Source organism: Stutzerimonas stutzeri (genome assembly GCF_002909485.1).
Lineage (GTDB): Bacteria > Pseudomonadota > Gammaproteobacteria > Pseudomonadales > Pseudomonadaceae > Stutzerimonas > Stutzerimonas stutzeri_AH.
On the sequence record NZ_PPXG01000006.1, the window covers coordinates 84,075 to 103,181 of the forward strand.

16 protein-coding genes are annotated in these 19,107 nt (G+C 60.3%); 9 read left to right on the forward strand and 7 right to left on the reverse strand.

What is annotated here, in order from left to right; translation table 11 throughout:
* Positions 1-4: 4 nt before the first annotated feature.
* From CXK91_RS15250 to CXK91_RS15275, 6 genes are all read left to right on the forward strand, one after another.
* The gene (locus CXK91_RS15250; protein ID WP_103456967.1) at positions 5-2,185 is read left to right on the forward strand and encodes a malate synthase G; all 2,181 of its coding nucleotides are present in this window, start codon (positions 5-7) and stop codon (positions 2,183-2,185) included.
* Positions 2,186-2,384: 199 nt separating this feature from the next.
* A complete protein-coding gene (locus CXK91_RS15255; RefSeq protein ID WP_103456968.1) occupies positions 2,385-4,007 on the forward strand; it encodes a methyl-accepting chemotaxis protein in 1,623 nt (540 codons plus the stop codon).
* Between the two features lie 19 nt (positions 4,008-4,026).
* A complete protein-coding gene (locus CXK91_RS15260) occupies positions 4,027-5,196 on the forward strand; it encodes a hypothetical protein (RefSeq protein WP_103456969.1) in 1,170 nt (389 codons plus the stop codon).
* 11 nt (positions 5,197-5,207) lie between these two features.
* On the forward strand, positions 5,208-5,612 hold the full coding sequence (locus CXK91_RS15265; RefSeq protein WP_103456970.1) for a phosphate ABC transporter substrate-binding protein: 405 nt from the start codon (positions 5,208-5,210) through the stop codon (positions 5,610-5,612).
* Between the two features lie 183 nt (positions 5,613-5,795).
* Positions 5,796-7,730, forward strand: coding sequence for a putative nucleotidyltransferase substrate binding domain-containing protein (locus CXK91_RS15270; protein WP_103456971.1), 1,935 nt, complete (start codon positions 5,796-5,798; stop codon positions 7,728-7,730).
* A complete protein-coding gene (locus tag CXK91_RS15275) occupies positions 7,727-8,434 on the forward strand; it encodes a 3'-5' exonuclease (protein WP_103456972.1) in 708 nt (235 codons plus the stop codon). The genes CXK91_RS15270 and CXK91_RS15275 overlap by 4 nt, the downstream gene beginning before the upstream one ends.
* Positions 8,435-8,667: 233 nt before the next feature.
* Here CXK91_RS15275 and CXK91_RS15280 read toward each other — a convergent pair whose 3' ends face one another.
* The 4 genes from CXK91_RS15280 to CXK91_RS15295 form a co-directional block, all read right to left on the reverse strand.
* On the reverse strand, positions 8,668-9,186 hold the full coding sequence (locus tag CXK91_RS15280) for a hypothetical protein (protein ID WP_103456973.1): 519 nt from the start codon (positions 9,184-9,186) through the stop codon (positions 8,668-8,670).
* Between the two features lie 97 nt (positions 9,187-9,283).
* The gene (locus tag CXK91_RS15285; protein WP_103456974.1) at positions 9,284-11,053 is read right to left on the reverse strand and encodes a sodium:solute symporter family protein; all 1,770 of its coding nucleotides are present in this window, start codon (positions 11,051-11,053) and stop codon (positions 9,284-9,286) included.
* A 5-nt stretch (positions 11,054-11,058) separates the two neighbouring features.
* Positions 11,059-11,322: a DUF4212 domain-containing protein gene (locus tag CXK91_RS15290; RefSeq protein WP_003282672.1), complete on the reverse strand. Its 264-nt coding sequence runs from the start codon at positions 11,320-11,322 to the stop codon at positions 11,059-11,061.
* Between the two features lie 744 nt (positions 11,323-12,066).
* A complete protein-coding gene (locus tag CXK91_RS15295) occupies positions 12,067-12,576 on the reverse strand; it encodes an ATP-dependent zinc protease (protein ID WP_103456975.1) in 510 nt (169 codons plus the stop codon).
* A 183-nt stretch (positions 12,577-12,759) separates the two neighbouring features.
* Here CXK91_RS15295 and dbpA point away from each other — a divergent pair, with 183 nt between their 5' ends.
* Positions 12,760-14,139, forward strand: coding sequence for an ATP-dependent RNA helicase DbpA (gene dbpA / locus CXK91_RS15300; RefSeq protein WP_103456976.1), 1,380 nt, complete (start codon positions 12,760-12,762; stop codon positions 14,137-14,139).
* Positions 14,140-14,269: 130 nt separating this feature from the next.
* Entirely contained in the window at positions 14,270-16,450 is a 2,181-nt protein-coding gene (gene yccS / locus CXK91_RS15305) for a YccS family putative transporter (protein WP_103456977.1), read from the forward strand.
* Here the strand turns inward: yccS and CXK91_RS15310 are convergent.
* The gene (locus CXK91_RS15310) at positions 16,447-17,124 is read right to left on the reverse strand and encodes a substrate-binding periplasmic protein (RefSeq protein ID WP_256055790.1); all 678 of its coding nucleotides are present in this window, start codon (positions 17,122-17,124) and stop codon (positions 16,447-16,449) included. The two genes, yccS and CXK91_RS15310, sit on opposite strands and share 4 nt — an antisense overlap.
* A 210-nt stretch (positions 17,125-17,334) precedes the next feature.
* On the opposite strand from CXK91_RS15310, the gene CXK91_RS15315 reads away from it, so the two are divergent.
* On the forward strand, positions 17,335-18,519 hold the full coding sequence (locus CXK91_RS15315; RefSeq protein WP_103456979.1) for an NAD(P)/FAD-dependent oxidoreductase: 1,185 nt from the start codon (positions 17,335-17,337) through the stop codon (positions 18,517-18,519).
* A 24-nt stretch (positions 18,520-18,543) separates the two neighbouring features.
* On the opposite strand, the gene CXK91_RS15320 is transcribed toward CXK91_RS15315, so the two are convergent.
* Together CXK91_RS15320 and CXK91_RS15325 are read right to left on the reverse strand one after the other, a co-directional pair.
* A complete protein-coding gene (locus tag CXK91_RS15320; protein WP_103456980.1) occupies positions 18,544-18,726 on the reverse strand; it encodes a hypothetical protein in 183 nt (60 codons plus the stop codon).
* A gap of 66 nt (positions 18,727-18,792) precedes the next feature.
* Complete coding sequence (locus CXK91_RS15325) at positions 18,793-19,098, reverse strand: hypothetical protein (RefSeq protein WP_103456981.1); 306 nt, start codon at positions 19,096-19,098, stop codon at positions 18,793-18,795.
* Positions 19,099-19,107 lie beyond the last annotated feature (9 nt).

Sequence of the window (19,107 nt, forward strand, 5' to 3'; positions counted from 1 at the left end):
AGTAATGACTGAGCGCGTTCAAGTCGGTGGCCTGCAGGTCGCCAAAGTCCTGTACGACTTCGTGAACAACGAAGCGATTCCCGGTACCGGCGTCGATGCCGCCGCCTTCTGGGCCGGCGCCGACAGCGTCATCCACGACCTGGCGCCGAAGAACCGCGCGCTGCTGGCCAAGCGCGACGAGCTGCAGGCGCAGATCGATGCCTGGCACCAGGCTCGCGCTGGTCAGGCGCACGACGCTGTAGCGTACAAGAGCTTCCTGCAGCAAATTGGTTACCTGCTGCCGGAAGCCGAAGACTTCAAGGCCACCACCGAGAACGTCGACGAAGAAATCGCCCGCATGGCCGGCCCGCAGCTGGTGGTGCCGATCATGAACGCGCGCTTCGCTCTGAACGCCGCCAACGCTCGCTGGGGCTCGCTGTACGATGCCCTCTACGGCACCGATGCCATTTCCGAAGAAGACGGCGCCAGCAAAGGCCCGGGCTACAACGAGATTCGCGGCAACAAGGTCATCGCCTACGCGCGCAACTTCCTCAATGAAGCCGCACCGCTGGAAACCGGCTCCCACGTCGATTCCACCGGCTACCGCATCGAAGGCGGCAAGCTGGTCGTTTCGCTGAAGGACGGCACCACCACCGGCCTGAAGAACCCGGCCCAGCTGCAGGGCTTCCAGGGCGAAGCCAGCGCACCGATCGCTGTGCTGCTGAAGAACAATGGCATTCACTTCGAGATCCAGATCGACCCGACCAGCCCGATCGGCCAGACCGACGCGGCCGGCGTGAAGGACGTCCTGATGGAGTCGGCGCTGACCACCATCATGGACTGCGAAGACTCCATCGCCGCCGTCGACGCCGACGACAAGACCATCGTCTACCGCAACTGGCTCGGCCTGATGAAGGGCGACCTGGTCGAAGAGCTGGAGAAAGGCGGCAAGCGCATCACCCGCGCCATGAACCCGGACCGCGTCTACAGCAAGGCCGACGGCAACGGCGAGCTGACCCTGCACGGTCGCTCCCTTCTGTTCATCCGTAACGTCGGTCACCTGATGACCAACGATGCCATCCTCGACAAGGAAGGCAACGAGGTGCCGGAAGGCATCATGGACGGCCTGTTCACCAGCCTGATCGCGGTGCACAACCTCAACGGCAACACCAGCCGCAAGAACACCCGCACCGGCTCGATGTACATCGTCAAGCCGAAGATGCACGGTCCGGAAGAAGTGGCCTTCGCCACCGAGCTGTTCGGTCGCGTCGAGGACGTCCTCGGTCTGCCGCGCAACACCCTGAAGGTCGGCATCATGGACGAGGAGCGTCGTACCACGATCAACCTCAAGGCCTGCATCAAGGAAGCACGTGAGCGCGTGGTGTTCATCAACACCGGCTTCCTCGACCGCACCGGTGACGAAATCCACACCTCCATGGAAGCCGGCCCGATGGTGCGCAAAGCGGCCATGAAGGCCGAGAAGTGGATCAGCGCCTACGAGAACAACAACGTCGACGTGGGCCTGGCCTGCGGCCTGCAGGGCAAGGCACAGATCGGCAAGGGCATGTGGGCCATGCCTGACCTGATGGCCGCAATGCTCGAGCAGAAGGTCGGCCACCCCATGGCCGGCGCCAACACCGCCTGGGTACCGTCGCCGACTGCTGCAACCCTGCACGCCATGCACTACCACAAGATCGACGTGCAGGCGCGTCAGGTGGAACTGGCCAAGCGCGAAAAAGCTTCCATCGACGACATCCTCACCATCCCGCTGGCGCAAGACACCAACTGGAGCGAGGAAGAGAAGCAGAACGAGCTGGACAACAACTCGCAGGGCATCCTCGGCTACATGGTTCGCTGGGTCGAGCAGGGCGTCGGTTGCTCCAAGGTACCGGACATCAACGACATCGCACTGATGGAAGACCGCGCCACACTGCGCATCTCCAGCCAGCACGTGGCCAACTGGATGCGCCACGGCGTGGTGACCAAGGATCAGGTGCTCGCAAGCCTCAAGCGCATGGCGCCAGTGGTTGACCGCCAGAACCAGGGCGACCCGCTGTATCGCCCGATGGCGCCGGACTTCGACAACAGCGTGGCCTTCCAGGCTGCTCTGGAACTGGTCCTCGAGGGTACCAAGCAGCCCAACGGCTACACCGAGCCGGTACTGCACCGCCGCCGTCGTGAATTCAAGGCCAAGAACGGTCTGTAACCCACGAATCAGCTGCAAGAGAACCGCCCTACGGGGCGGTTTTTTTATGCCTCGAATCCGCCCAACGGTTCTCAAGTTCACTTGGTTACAACCGATAACGTGACCCGAAAGGCATTTCCAGTCACAATATCGTTGCGCGATAGCATTTAGCCATAACCGCAACTCCCGCAGTACCTGCAGCCCACCCTGGAGTCGATGCATGCTTAAAAACTTCTCGCTGACCGCCAAGCTATCCTTGGTACCAGCGGTGGCCCTGTTCGGGCTCGTTTTGTATGTTGCCTATACGTCGCTTCAGCTCTCGGCTACCGACTCGCGCCTGGTGTTTCTCGAAACCCGCGGCTACCCGACGCTGGAGAAGGCCGACGCGGTGATCTTCCAGTTTTCCCGGGTACCGGCTCTGCTGAACAACGCGGTTGCCGCGGGCGAGCCCGGCGTGCTCGACGAGGCGCGTGAAGTGCTGCAGCAGATCGATACGCAGCAGCAATCCTTGACGACATTGCTGAGCGATCAGCGCCAGCAGCACCAGGCGCTGGGCGACTGGCGCAAGGCCGTGCGCGACTACGCCGATAATGCGCTCGCCGCTTCGACCAAGCTGATCGACGGCAGCGCATCGTTCGACGATCTGCGCCCAAGCCTGGATCGCATGGCCAGTGATCTGGCCCAGGCACAGAAGCTCGGCAGCGATTTCCGTGCGCAAGCGTACGATGAATTTCAGCAGACTCTGGTCCAGACTCGCGAAGCCAACGCGGCCACCACGCAGCTCGGCATCATTCTGAGCCTGGTACTGGTGGTACTGGTCAGTCTCGGCGCCTGGCTGGTGATCCGCAGCGTGATGGTCAATATTCGCGGAGTGATCGCTTCGCTGCAGTCGATCGCCCGCGGCGACGGCGACCTGACCCAGCGGGTTAACGTCGAGTCCAACGACGAAATCGGCGCGATGATCGAGCTGTTCAACAGTTTTCTCGACAAGCTGCAACGCACCATTCGCCAGATCATCGATGCCGCCACTCCGCTGGGCCAGGTCTCCAAGGAGCTGTACAAGCTCACCCAGGGCTCGGAAGAGAACGCCAAGTCGCAGCAGCATCACACCGACTCGATCACCCGCGACATCCTCACCATGACCGGCAGCATTCAGGAAGTGGCGCAGCGCTCGCAGCAGGCTTCCGACGAGGCCAACTCCGCAGCACGCCAGGCCGCCACCGCACGTGAGCATGTCGGCAGCCTGTCGACCGGCATCAGCGACTTGGGTGACAGCGTGATGGGCGCGGTCAAGGCCATGGAGCAGCTGGAGGAAGAAACCCAGGAAGTCGGCTCGGTACTGACCGTCATCCGCAGCATCGCCGAACAGACCAACCTTCTGGCCTTGAACGCCGCCATCGAAGCCGCCCGTGCCGGCGAGCAGGGCCGTGGTTTTGCGGTGGTCGCCGATGAGGTGCGCAATCTGGCGCAGAAGACCGCGGCATCCACCGCTGAGATCCAGCAGATCATCCAGCGCCTGCAAAGCAGCGCTAATACCGTGCTCAATGTCATGACCAGCAACGGCGAGAAATCCCGAGCCAGCATCGAGCGTTCGGTCGAAGCCACGCAGCTGCTGGAAGCCATTGCAGGCACGGTCAACCAGATCGACGAACTCAACGCCGGCATCGCTCAGTTCACTCAAGAGCAGATCGGCCTGTCGAGTTCCATCCAACAAGAAACTCAAGTGTTGCAGCAGGACGCACAAGCAACCGCTAACGGCGCCGAAGCCACCGCCCGACTTGGCGAGCAACTGGTGAGTACCGGAGACCACCTGCGCGCGGCTACGGGCCAATTCCGTGTTTAACGATTATTTGGAGCATCAAATGACTGCACTTCGTGTCGCCGGTCTGGCAGCTGTCTGCCTGGCCGCCACCCCTGCCTTCGCCCTGGAACAGGGTGAACATCGCTTCAACGGTTTTGGTACCGTCGGCTTCACCCACCTCGGCGGTGAAGACGACGGTCGCAGCTACGGCGGTCAGGGCCAAACCACCGACTCCTGGCGCGGTGATCAGCTGTCCAAGTTCGGCGCTCAGCTGAGCTACGGCATCACCGACACCTTGGGCGTAACCGTCCAGGCGACCGCCAAAGCGCAGCAGGACGAGTGGAAAGCCAACCTGGAGTGGGCATACCTGTCGCTGCAGGCCAGCGACCAGCTGATGCTCCGTGCCGGCCGCCTGCGCAGCCCGGTGTACATGTATTCCGAAAGCCTCGACGTCGGCTACAGCTATCCGTGGCTGCGCCTGCCCGATGAGGTCTACAGCCAGGTACAGGTCACCAACTACGAAGGCGTCGATGCGGTCTACACCGTGCCGCTGTCGTACGGTTCGGTGACTTTCCAAGTCGCTGGCGGTCAGGCGAAGAACCGTGACTACTACGCCTACGACGAGCAGTTCGATATCGACTACGGCAACCTCTTCGGCGCCAGCATCAGCCTGGCCACCAACGATTTCGGCATGCTGCGCATCGGCTATGTCGAGGCGGATATCAAGACGGATATCACCGGCACGGTCGATGCGACCGCCATTGGCTTTGGCGCCAACGACCCCCTTTCCCTGCTCAACTTGAATAAAGAGAAGGGCAAGTTCACCTCGATCGGCTACCAGTACGACAACGGCACTTGGATCAGCAGCAACGAGTGGACCTCGCGCCTGATCGAGAACGACGGCATGGAAGCGATCGACTCTTTCTACCTGATGGGCGGCCGTCGCTTCGGCGATTTCCTGCCGCATGTCACTTACGCACAGCTGGATGACAACGGTGGCCGTCAGAGCTCCTGGACTCTTGGCCTGAACTACCAGGCCGCGCCGACCGTGGTGGTCAAAGGCGAGTACAAGCGCGTTGATACCAAGAATGGTTACGACGGTGTGTTCACCCGCAACGCTCAAGAAGTCTTCGACAACGCCGCATACGATCTGAGTGGCGGTGTCGCAGGCACCCCAGCCCGCAACTACGACGGCGACATCGTTTCCGTCGGCGTTGATTTCGTATTCTGAGGAGCGTCCCGATGAAAGCACCTATTCGCATCCTCTGTTCCGCCGCGCTGCTCGGCATGGTTTCCCTGGCTCAGGCCGAGGTTGCCGTGATCGTCAATCCCGGCGCAGCCAAGGCGCCCTCGCAATCCGAAGTTGCCAACATTTTCCTGGGCAAGGACAAGTCCATGAAAGGCGTCGACCAGGCTGGCTGGAATTCTACAAAGGAATCCTTCTACAAAGCCGTGACCAATAAGAACGAGTCGCAGCTCAAGTCCTACTGGTCCGGCCTGATCTTCACTGGCAAGGGTCAGCCGCTGCCCAGCGTCGCTGACGACGCCGCGGTGGTCGCCAAGATCGCTGCCGAAGCCGATGCCGTCGGTTATGTCGACAGCGCTGCCGTGAACGGCTCGGTCAAGGTACTGTTCACCCTGCCCTGAGTTGCATCACGCGTAAAACGAGCCGGCCGCCAGGCCGGCTTTTTATGTCCGCGCTCAGCAGCAACAGCCCGAAACATCAGCCTGACCCTGATCAGCTCCCCCAACCGTTGAGGTGACTAGACTTACGTCCAATTGGGTCCGAACGACCTGCAGCCCACCATTAACAAAAAATGGAAGCCGACCATGAGCACACCCGACGCCTTCTCCCAGGCTGGGAAGACGGCAGTACTGCAGAACATCCATGGCACCATGGAGTTTCTGCGCAAGTACGCCCCGTTCAACCAGATGGAGCCGGCCCACCTCGCTTATCTGGTGGAAAATTGTGAGTTGCGCTTCTATGCCGAAGGCGATTGCATCATTTCACCCGATGACGGGGTGGTGCAGCACTTCTATATCGTCAAGCAGGGGCGCGTTCATGGTCAGCGTCCGCATACCGCAAAACGCGGCACCGACACCACGTTCGAGGTCATCGTCGGCGAGTGCTTTCCAATGGCAGCCCTCATGGGTGAGCGAGCTACGCGCACCGCACACCTGGCCGCAGATGACACCTTTTGCTTCCTGTTGAACAAACCCGCTTTCGTCAAGCTAGTCTCCACCTCCGACGTGTTCCGCGACTTCGCCATTCGCGGCGTCAGCAGCCTGCTCGATCTGGTCAACCAGCAGGCACAGATGCGCGCGGTGGAGAGTCTCGGCGAGCAGTATTCCCTGGAAACCAGCATCGGCGAGCTGGCGCTGCATCATCCCGTTTCCTGCCTACCAAGCCGACCGCTCAACGAAGCCGTGTCGATGATGCAGCAGGAGAACGTCGGCAGCATCGTCATCGTCGACGAGGCTTTGCATCCGCAAGGCATCTTCACGCTGCGCGATTTGCGAAGGGCCATTGGCACCGGCACCACCGACCTGAGCCAGCCAATCTCGCAGTTCATGACCCATGATCCGTTCTACCTGCCCCCCGACGCCACCGCGTTCGATGCCGCCATCGCCATGACCGAACGGCATATCGCCCACGTCTGTGTAGTAGAAAATGGCCTGCTCCAGGGCGTGATTTCCGAGCGTGACCTGTTTTCTCTGCAGCGCGTGGATCTGGTGCATCTGGCGCAAACCATTCGCCACGCCAATCGTGTCGACGCGCTGGTGGTCATCCGCAGCCGCATCACTCAACTGGTCGACAACATGCTCGCCCACGGCGCCTCATCGACCCAGATCACCCGGATCGTAACCCTGCTAAACGACCACACCGTCTGCCGGGTGATCGAACTGGCCATCGAGCATCTGGGCGATCCGGGGGTGCCTTTCACCTGGCTATGCTTCGGCAGCGAAGGTCGCCAGGAGCAGACGCTGCACACCGACCAGGACAACGGCATTCTCTTCGAAGCCACTGACGCCGCCGACGCCGCGCATATCCGCGGCCGCCTGCTGCCCTTGGCCGAGCGCATCAACCGCGACCTCGACACCTGCGGCTTCACCCTGTGCAAGGGCAACATCATGGCCAGCAACCCGCAGCTGTGTCTGTCGCGCCAGGAGTGGAGTCGTCGCTTCAGCTCGTTCATCCGCGAGGCGACTCCCGAAAATCTGCTCGGCAGCACCATCTATTTCGATCTGCGCAGCATCTGGGGTCCATCGGAGGGCTGCGACCAGTTGCGTCGTGACCTGATCGGGGAAATCACCGATAACACCCTGTTCCAGCGCATGATGGCCGACAACGCGCTGCGTCATCGCCCACCTGTGGGCCGTTTCCGCGACTTTGTCGTGGCACGCAAAGGCGAAGGCAAGGACACGCTAGATCTAAAGGTGCAGGGCCTCACGCCCTTCGTCGATGGCGCTCGCTTGCTGGCGTTGAGCAACGGCATCGGTACCTGCAATACCCTTGAACGCCTGCGCAAGCTGGTTGAGAAAGGCGTCATCGAGGAGAAGGATGGAGCGGCCTACGAAGAGGCCTATCATTTCATCCAACAGACCCGCATGCAGCATCACCAACAGCAGGCACGCGATGGACTGCCCTATTCCAACCGCTTGGATCCGGATACGCTCAACATTCTCGACCGTCGCATCCTGCGCGAATCCTTCCGTCAGGCGCAGCGTTTGCAGGCCAGCCTCGCGGTGCGCTATCAACTATGAGCATGTTCTGGTTCAACCCTCGCGGACCGAAGCTTCCCCCGGAGCAGCAGCAACGCATCGACGAGCTGCCGAAGCCCGTCCTGCCGCAGGCCATCCCGCTGCGCCAGCAACGCATGGTGGTTCTGGATCTGGAAACCACCGGCCTGCACCTCAAGCGCGACCTGGTCATCGCCATTGGCGCAGTCACCATCGAAGATGGCGCCATCAGCTATTCCAAACAGTTCGAATGCACGCTTTGCCGCCAGGTCAAGGTCACCGAAAGCGTGCTGATCCATGGCATAGCACCCAGCGAATTGGCGACTGGACTCCCTCCGACCGAGGCGCTGCTCAGTTTCATGGAGTTCGCTTCCGACAGCATTATTCTGGCTTTTCATGCGCCCTTCGATCAGCGCATGCTGGCCCGCGCGCTGAAGAACGAGCTGGGTTACGCGCTGGAACACACCTTCCTCGACGTCGCCGACCTGGCTCCGATGCTGTTTCCGGAAGCGATGATTCATCGTGGCGGGCTGGATCACTGGCTCGAGTACTTCGATATCCACATACCGCAACGCCATAACGCATCCGCCGATGCGATGGCCACAGCAGAAATTGCCTTGATCCTGCTGAACCGAGCCCAACGCATGGGGCTCACCAGCATCGACGAGCTGGCTCAGCGGCTCAGATGCTGGCAACGCGCGCGCAAAGCCGCGTTCAACTCGATCTGAACGGCGCACAGCCTTTCTTCAAGCGTCGCCAAAGCCAAGGTGATAGCGGTAAGGAATATAGGTCGATCGGTATTACCAAGGCGGCTGACATCAGCTGCCGGCTCCGTTGCGGAACCTACTGGTGGGATATCCGCTGAGTAACGGCCGTCCGCAATTCTGGTAAGCGACACGCCATAACGGCGCGCATCAGTTGATACCGATGCGCGGAGTCCGCCTGGTGCGCAAGGAGCCTATTATCGGCCGGCGCCACAAATGGCCTGGTACAGCGGTGAATCTTCCGCCAGCTCGGTCGCTGTCTCGATCTTCGCCTGACCAGCTTCATTCAATCTGAACATCACGTTCTCTGTGCAGAGCATCTGATGAGGACTGTTCTTCACGGTGGATATCAGGTGATGCTTTTCGAAGCGATACAGAACGAAACGGGCAATTCGGCCCCTGTCCGTATCTTGAATTTGCGCACTCGCACCATCCAGCACGACATAGGCCAACGGCATTGGAAAGATCATCGTCCAAGGCCGCCACAACATCTCACCCTCCTCACTTGAAACGACCACGGATCCTTCTGGAAGGCGCAGTTTGGTGGTTTCAAACCAGGTGTATTCGTAATGGATGGTGTAAGCCAGCATACCCAGGCCGGCGAACACTGGAATGATCCACTTCGGCAGCCGCTTACGCGTCAGGGAGCGCAGCAGCAATCCAATACCCGCGCCCGCCACACCAGCGACGGCTGCCGCGATCAGATGCCAGAACATATATATCCCCCTCAAAAAAATCGGGCTTCCAAATGGAAGCCCGACTTCTACTTCAACCTCGTGTCAGAGCAAGTCTGACGTCTGGTTGCATTATCAGTTAGTGATCAAGCGCAGCGCCAGCACCTTTCGGGGTACGAACGCTTTCTACCAGATCCTGAATCTCCTGCGGCGGAGCCTCAGTCGACAGGGATACGGCGTAAGCCACTGCGAAGTTCAGCATCGCACCGACAGCACCGAAGGCCTGCGGGGAAATACCCATCCACCACTGATCAGGCGTGTTCGGGATGCTTGCAGTGCCAGGGATGAAGAACCAGCCCAGGTACAGGAAGATGTATACGGCGGTGCTCACCACACCAACCACCATCCCCGCGACGGCACCCTTGCTGTTCACGCGCTTGGAGAAGATCCCCATCATCAGCGCCGGGAACAGGCTTGCAGCTGCAAGACCGAACGCCAGTGCTACTACCTGAGCGGCGAAACCGGGAGGGTTGAGACCCAACCAGGTTGCCAGCAGGATAGCCGCCGTCATGGACAGACGAGCCGCCAACATCTCGTTCTTTTCACTGATCTTCGGATTGATGATCGTCTTGATCAAGTCGTGACTGATTGCAGACGAAATCGCCAGCAACAGACCCGCGGCTGTGGAAAGCGCAGCAGCGATAGCACCTGCAGCGATCAGACCGATGACCCAGCCTGGCAGATTGGCAATCTCCGGGTTGGCCAACACGATGATGTCGTTGTTAACAGTCAGCTCGTTGCCGTTCCAACCACGCTCTTGTGCGGTAGGAGCAAAGCCGGCATTGGCATCGTTGTACATCTGCACACGACCATCGCCGTTCTTGTCTTCCCACTTGATCAGGCCAGTGGTTTCCCAGGTCTGAATCCAGTCCGGACGCTCTTCATAGAGGATCGCCTCAGCCTGCGGACCTTCCGGATAGATGGTTTCAATCAGGTTCAGACGCGCCATGGAGGCAACAGCCGGAGCGGTCAGGTACAGCAGAGCGATGAAGACGAGGGTCCAGCCAGCGGACCAACGAGCGTCAGCTACCTTCGGTACGGTGAAGAAGCGAATGATTACGTGAGGCAGACCAGCAGTACCGATCATCAGCGACAGGGTGAACAGGAACATGTTCAGCTTGTTGTCGACATCAGCGGTATAAGCAGCGAAGCCGAGTTCCTGAACGACGGTATCCAGTTTATCCAGCAGTGGCATACCAGACTCGGTATGGGTGCCGAACATGCCGAACATCGGAATCGGGTTGCCAGTCAGCTGCATGGCGATGAACACGGCCGGAATGGTGTAGGCGATGATCAACACCACATACTGCGCCACCTGGGTGTAGGTGATGCCCTTCATGCCGCCAAATACCGCATAGGCAAACACGATGGCGGCAGCGAGCCAGATACCAACGTCGTTGCTCACTTCCAGGAAGCGAGAGAACGCCACACCAGCACCCGCCATCTGACCGATTACGTAGGTAACGGAGATGAGGATGAGGCAGACGACTGCAGTCAGGCGAGCGCCACGACTGTAGAAGCGGTCACCGATGAAGTCCGGCACGGTGAACTTGCCGAATTTGCGCAGGTAGGGTGCCAGCAGCATCGCCAGCAGCACATAGCCGCCAGTCCAGCCCATCAGGTAAACCGACGTAGCATAACCGCCGGAGGCGATCAGACCCGCCATGGAGATGAAGGAAGCCGCTGACATCCAGTCAGCCGCAGTCGCCATACCATTGGTTACGGGGTGAACGCCGCCGCCAGCGACATAAAATTCCTTAGTCGACCCAGCGCGGGCCCAGATCGCAATCCCTATATAAAGCAGGAAGGACGCGCCCACGAACATCATGTTGATCCAATATTGGCTCATTGTGGTTACTCCTCAACCCCGAATTCCTTGTCCAATTTGTTCAGCCGCCACGCGTAGTGGAAGATGATCGCAATGAACGTAATGATGGAACCCTGTTGAGCGAACCAGAAGCCTAAATCCGTTCCCCCAACCGGGATGCCGGCCACCAGCGGACGCAGGAGGATACCGAAACCATATGAGACCAGAGCCCAGACCACTAAGCTCCAAGTGATAAGGCGAACATTCGCCTTCCAGTACGCAGCAGCATTTTCTTTATCGTTGTCGGCCATTGACGTTCTCCGCCTTATTTTTATTACGTGTGAAGGGAACCCACATCCTGAATTTAACAGGGGTGGGTTAATGAATGAAAGCCCCGACTTTAGTCTGACAAACAACACGCAAAGACCCGTCCACGTACGGGAGAGGCCCTGAAAATGCGCCTGAACGTAGCCATAGGCCATCGCGCAAACCGCTCGCCGAAACCTTCATGGCAGACGCTTTTCGCGCTGAACAGTGCGGCGAGCTGACGCGGCGGTCGGCGGCTTGGTCCGGGCGTCCCCCAGGAGCACTCTCAATACTGGCCGGTTACAAGCTAATATTGGCTAGGCTTCAATTAAAAAAATACTAGCAAACAACATCGACAATATTTAAAAGCAATAAAATACGTAAAACAATACAACAAACAAAAGACCTTAAATATAAACAACTAACTTAAACTAACTTTCTTATATTGCCTTTTGATTGCAAACGAAACGGCCGGTCGTGTTTTTAGGGTCTGCTTATACGTAACGTATTTCCGTGAGACCAGAGCACGTTCTTCCGGCACGCCCCGCAGGGTCTGCTGGCTGGAAAGGAATTGTGTTGCACCGCGGTATCAACGCCACAGGTAAAGGCCCCGATCGGCCTGTCGGACCGAGGCGAACGATCACGCGCTGTTGGGAGCTATGAGCGAGCGCGAAGCAGCGCTGCCTTTCTTGGGCCTAAGCCAGGCCGGTGCGGCCTGGCGGGTGACGCGTGCCAATGGCGATTGCGCGTCAGCAGGTTGGCTGACCGGCCGTGTACTTCTCGGTCGGATAGATTGCGGCATTAAGGTCTCGGATGGTCTCGGCACCAATCAGCAAGGGGTAGCTGAAGTGGGTGCGGTCCGTGAGATTGACCTCGACCTCACGCAGCTGATCGCCGATGCACAGCTGCATGCCTACCACTGGGCGCTCTGCCCGTGGCGGCTCGCTGTCAGGGTCGACGTTGCCGGCCTCTTCGGCACGGGTCTTGATGCGGCTGATGCCGAGCAGGCGCTGCTCATAAAGCGTGTCATCCGCACCCTCGACTGCCAGGCGGAAGCGTACCCAGTCCTCTCCATCTCGCTGGAATTGCTCGATGTCACGTGCGGACAACGATGCGGTCATGGCACCGGTATCCATCTTGGCGGGTAGGGTCTTGCCGATCTGCTCGATTTTGATGTGTTCGTAACGTCCGTAAAGGGTGGGCTCGGCTGCAAACGCGGGTAGCGCCAACAACCCAGCAAGGAAAAGAACACGAGACAAAACAAACCTCCTGAGTACGGAACATGGATATTTTTCGATCGACCTCCCCCGTTGGGGTTCCATTCACTGGCCTTTCAAAACGTTTCGCCGTGCCAGCGGATGGCCACACCAGCACCTTGTCACCGGCGCATAGTGCGATGGCCTGATAGACTGCGGATCGCCCCCCAGCCGAAGATCCTTTCCGTGCCCAGTACCGTCTTTTCATCGCTGCCCCTTTCCGCCGCCATGCTCGCCAATCTCGATGCCCTCGGCTACACGGCGATGACGCCGATTCAGGCCCAGAGCCTGCCGGTCATGCTCAAGGGGCAAGACCTGATCGCCCAAGCCAAGACCGGCAGCGGCAAGACCGCTGCATTCGGTATCGCTCTGCTTGAGCCGCTCAATCCTCGCTATTTTGGCTGCCAGGCGCTGGTTCTGTGCCCAACCCGGGAGCTGGCCGATCAGGTGGCCAAGGAACTGCGTCGACTGGCGCGGGCGGCAGACAACATCAAAATCCTCACCCTCTGCGGCGGCATATCCATCGGCCCGCAGATCGCCTCGCTGGAACATGGCGCGCACGTCATCGTCGGCACGCCGGGACGCATACAGGAACACCTCAAGAAAGGCACGCTGAAGCTCGACGGCCTGAACACCTTGGTGCTCGATGAAGCGGACCGCATGCTGGACATGGGCTTCTACGACGCCATTGCCGAAATCATCGGCCAGACACCCGCCAAGCGGCAGACGCTACTGTTCTCCGCCACCTACCCGAGCGGTATCAAGCAGCTGTCGGCAAGCTTCATGCGCGACCCGCAACAGGTACGCGCCGAGGCCCTGCACGACGATACGCAGATCGAGCAGCGTTTCTACGAAATCGACCCCGAGCAACGCATGGAAGCAGTCGTGCGACTGCTGGCCAGTTTCCGCCCGGAAAGCTGCGTGGCCTTCTGCTTCACCAAGCAGCAATGCCAGGAGCTGGTCGAACACCTGACCGCTAAAGGCATTTCGGCCATGGCGCTCAACGGCGATCTGGAGCAGCGCGATCGCGACCAGGTGTTGGCCATGTTCGCCAACCGCAGCCTCTCGGTACTGGTGGCGACCGACGTCGCGGCCCGTGGACTGGACATTGATGCGCTGGACATGGTGATCAACGTCGAACTGGCGCGCGACTCGGAAATACACGTGCATCGCGTTGGTCGTACCGGACGCGCTGGCAATCAGGGCCTAGCCATGAGCCTGGTCGCACCGGCCGAAGCCCATCGTGCGCAGGCAATCGAGAAGCTGCAAAAGGCTCCGCTCAATTGGCACCCGCTCGATAGCCTGAAAGTCCAGGCAGGTGAGCCATTGCAGCCGCCAATGGTGACGCTGTGCATCGGTGCAGGCCGCAAGGACAAGCTGCGGCCGGGCGATATTCTCGGCGCACTGACTGGCGATGCCGGCATTCCCGGGACCCAGGTTGGCAAGATCGCCATTTTCGATTTCCAGGCCTTTGTGGCCGTCGAGCGTGGCGTGGCCAAGCAGGCGCTCAAACGCATGAATGAAGGTAAGATCAAGGGCCGCTCGCTGAAGGTGCGCGTGCTCTGACAACCCTCAGCGCCCGCTCCTGTGGATCGCGGGCGCAGGTGGCTGGCCGCTGAGATTGAATGCACGGGCTGGCCGTGACAGCGTTAGCGGTGGCGTCGTCAAACCCAGCCTACCCCCAACGGATCGATTCATGCCGCAACCCTCGCTCAGCCAGTTTTTACGCCGCCTCTGGGCGCTGGAGAAGTTCGGCTACAGCCTGCGCGTTCTGATCGCCATGACCGGCAGCATGGGCCTGAGCTGGCACCTCGGCCAACCGGAACTGATCATTCCGCTGTTTCTCGGCATCATCGCCAGCGCGCTGGCAGAAACCGATGACAGCTGGCTCGGCCGGCTGAACGCCCTGCTGGTTACATTGCTGTGCTTCAGCATCGCCGCAGTCGCGGTCGAATTGATGTTCCCCTACCCCTGGCTATTCGTCGCCGGCCTGGCGCTATCGACCTTCGCGCTGGTCATGCTCGGCGCGCTCGGTGAGCGTTACGGCGCGATTGCGCAGGCAACGTTGATCCTCGCGATCTACAGCATGATCGCCGCCGATCAGCGTTCCGGCGAACTGCAGCACTTCTGGCGTGATCCGTTGCTGCTGATCGCCGGCGCTGCCTGGTACGGTTTGCTTTCGGTGTGCTGGAACGCGCTGTTCGCCCACCAGCCGGTGCAGCAAAGCCTGGCACGTCTGTATCGCGAATTGGGTTTGTACTTCCGTTACAAGGCGGCGCTGTTCGAACCCGTGCGCCAGCTCGACGTGGAGCAGCGCCGGCTCGAGCTGGCGCAGCAGAACGGACGGGTGGTCAGCGCGCTCAACGCGGCCAAGGAAACCCTGTTGCACCGCCTGGGCAACGGCCGCGCCGGCGGCAAGATCAATCACTATTTGAAACTCTACTTTCTTGCTCAAGACCTGCATGAGCGGGTCAGCTCATCGCACTACCCTTATCAGGCGCTGGCCGAAGCCTTCTTCCATAGCGACGTGCTGTTTCGCTGTCAGCGCCTGCTGCGCCTGCAGGCCAGTGCGTGTGCCGAGCTCGGCGAAGCCATGCAGATGCGCCAGGCGTTTCGCTACAGCGACGCCAACGCGCAGGCGCTCGAAGACCTGCAGGCTTCCCTGGAGCACTTGCGCGGGCAGAACAATCCGGCCTGGCGCGGCCTGCTCCGTTCGCTGCGCGCGCTGTCGGGCAACCTTTCCACGTTGCAGCGCCAGCTCGCCAACGCCAGCGATCCCGGCACTCTGGAAGGCGAGCAAGACAGCAGTCTGCTCGACCGCCAACCGCAGACGCTGCGCGACGCGTTCAATCGTGTTCGCCAACAACTGACGCCAACCTCGCTGCTGTTCCGCCACGCGCTACGCATGACCATCGCCCTGGTCTGCGGCTACGCCGTGCTGCATGCCATCCATCCCGAGCAGGGCTATTGGGTATTGCTGACCACCGTGTTCGTCTGCCAGCCCAACTATGGCGCCACGCGGATAAAGCTGGTGCAGCGCATCAGCGGTACCTTGCTGGGGCTCATCGCCGGCTGGGCGCTTTTCGATCTGTTCCCCAGCCAGCCGATACAGGCACTTTTCGCGGTCATCGCCGGCGTGGTGTTCTTCGCCACCCGCAGTACTCGCTACACACTGGCCACTGCGGCAATCACCCTGATGGTGTTGTTCTGCTTCAATCAGGTCGGCGATGGCTACGGGCTGATCTTGCCGCGACTGTTCGATACCCTGCTAGGCAGCCTGATCGCCGCGGCCGCGGTGTTCCTCATCCTGCCGGACTGGCAAGGGCGGCGCCTCAACCAGGTGGTCGCCAATACCCTCAGCTGCAACAGCGACTATCTGCGCCAGATCATGCGTCAGTACGACAGCGGCAAACGCGACGACCTGGCCTATCGACTGGCCCGGCGCAACGCGCACAACGCCGATGCGGCGCTGTCCACCACGCTGTCGAATATGCTGCTGGAGCCCGGGCACTTTCGGAAGGACGCCGAAACCGGCTTTCGCTTTCTGATCCTCTCTCACACCCTGCTGAATTATCTGTCAGGGCTTGGCGCCCACCGAGAAAGCCTGCCCGATGACGCTCGTGATGAGATGCTGGAAAGCGCCGCACAGCATCTGGCGAGCAGCCTCGACGAGCTGGCCAAAAGCCTGCAGCAGAACCAGCCGGTAGCTGTATACGACGAGACGGAAGAGGCCTTGGCGCAACAGCTGGAGCAGGCTTCCGAAGACATAGATGACAGCCATCGTCTGCTACAGACGCAGTTGGGGCTGATCTGCCGTCAGCTGGCGCCGCTACGCAGCATGGCGGCGCACCTGGTCAAACGACAGCCGCCGAGCTAGGGCAACGCATCGGGTGCAGGCATCCCGTGACGCTGAAAGATCGCCGCATAGGTGCCGTCCTCGACCATCGCGGCGATTTCCGTATTGAACGTAGCGATGATGTCGGTCACACGAGGGTGGTCGCTACGAACCACCAGCGAAAGCCCGATACGCCTGAACTCACCCGGCACGAATGAGAGAGCATCCCTCTCATGTCCCAGTTCGCGCTCAAGGTGGTACCGCGCAGTGCGCTCGTCTTCCAGCGTGAGATCGACCCGCCCAACGATCAGCATCTTGGCTGCCTGCACAAAATTGGCGGCGTAGCCTTTCTGCAGGCGAGAGTCGTTGTCCAGCTCGTCGCTGTACATGTAGCCACGGCTCAGCGCGATCGGATAGCCAATAAGACTATCGAGTCCGTCATAACGGAAATCACTGCCACGTCGTTGTAACCAGCGTATTCGATTGACCAGAAACGGCCGGGAGCTACGCGAGTAGTCGACCCGCTTCTCTGTATCCCAGCCGTTGATCATGTCGAAGCTGCCGTTGCTGAGGCCCAACAGCGCGCGCTCCCAGGGCACCTCGACGTATTCCACCCGATAACCGCCACGACCGAGCGCAGTTCGAATGAGGTCGACGGACAAACCATCGTTTGGCAGGTCGCTATCGGTATAGGGCGGCCAGATGTTACCCGCCATGCGCAGCACCTCTGCGGGCAATGAAGCGCTTGCCAGCAGCAGTATCAAGCCGAGAAAACGTCCTTTACCCGTCACATCTATCTCGCTATTTCTGGCGAAGCGCCATCAAAGCACAAAGCGAGCGGATTGGCGCCCGCGTCTCGTCGGATGCATGGCTGCGCCGAGGCAGCAGCAGGAGTACCATCGCGCGTTTTCTGGACGAGGTATGCAGTGGTGCAGACTGACGTGGTGGTAATCGGCGCAGGTGCTGCCGGGCTGATGTGCGCCTTTATGGCAGCGGCACGAGGCCGCCAGGTACTGCTGCTCGATCACGCCAACAAGGCCGGCAAGAAGATCCTGATGTCGGGCGGCGGGCGCTGCAACTTCACCAATCTGTACACCGAGCCGGCGAACTTCCTCTCCAGCAACTCGCACTTTTGCAAGTCCGCGCTGGCGCGCTACACCCAATGGGACTTCATCGAGATGGTCAGCCGCCACGGGGTGCCCTATCACGAGAAAAAACTCGGTCAACTGTTCTGCGATAACAAGTCCAGCGACATCCTGGAGATGCTGCTGGACGAGTGCGTGCAGGCAGGCGTTGACCTGCGGTTGGATACCGCCGTCGAGTCGATCGAGAAGCGCGATGAGGGCTACGTGTTGCAAACCAGCCTCGGCCCGGTGCGCTGCCAATCGTTGGTGATTGCCACCGGCGGCCTATCGATCCCGACGCTGGGCGCCAGCGGCTTTGGCTACCAGATCGCTCGGCAGTTCGGCCACAACGTGCTGCCAACCAAGGCTGGGCTGGTGCCGTTCACCATTACCGAACCTCAGCTCAAAGCCATCTGCACCGAGCTATCCGGCACGTCCGTGGAAGATTGTCAGGTTAGCTGTGACGGCCAGAGCTTTCGCGAGAACATCCTATTCACCCATCGCGGGTTGTCCGGCCCCGCGATTCTGCAGATCTCGTCCTACTGGCACCCCGGCGCAGTGGTGCATATCAACCTGTTGCCGCATTTGGACCTAAGCGAGTGGTTGACGGTACAGAGGCAAGAACGCCCCAACACGGAGCTCAAGACACTGCTCGGGGAGGTTTTCACGCGCAAGATGGCGGGGTTGCTTTGCGAGCACTGGTTCGTTTCCAAACCGCTCAAGCAATACTCACCCAACGAGCTGGAGGCAATCGCGGACAAGCTTGGCGACTGGCAGCTGGTGCCGGCTGGCACCGAGGGGTATCGCACGGCAGAAGTCACACTGGGCGGCGTAGATACTCGGGAAGTATCTTCCAAGACCATGGAATCGCAGAAATCACCAGGCCTCTATTTCATCGGTGAGGTGCTCGATGTCACCGGCCACCTGGGCGGCTTCAACTTCCAGTGGGCTTGGGCTTCGGCCTACGCAGCCGGACAATTCGTCTAATCCGCGCAGTGCCGAGTGGTCCGGTTACTCGTTGGCCATATTCGAAGGCGGCGAGATTTGCCGCGGGCCAGCCGGATCGGTTGCAGTATTCTGATATTCCTGCTGATTGCGGGTGTTGTTGTCCAGTGCCGACTCTTCCTCGTCCGGCGAACAACCACCCAAGGCTAACGCGGTTAGCGCGCCGGCAATTACAAGTGTCCACTTCATGAGTTTCTCCTGTGAAAGCGCCCCACGCTATGCGCGAGGCGCCCGGATCAGGCGGTAGTGTCTCGCTTACTGCGAGGTGCCAGTACCGGTACCAGTGCCAGTGCTCGGCGCGGTGCCCGAGCCAGACTCGGTGCCCAGACCGCTACCGTTGTCGGCGGGCGGAGTCGCCATGTCACCGGAGGTGCCAGTCCCAGTGCTTGGTGCGGTACCGGTGCCAGTGCCTGCAGGCGGAGTAGTGGTATCTGTGGAAGGTGCAGCCGGCTGCTCAGTGGTCACCGGAGGCGGCGTCGGCTCGCGATCACGATCGTTATCAGGGCCGCAACCGACCAGCAGAAGTCCGAGTACGGGGGGCAGCAGATAGGTAAGACGCATGGTTAACCT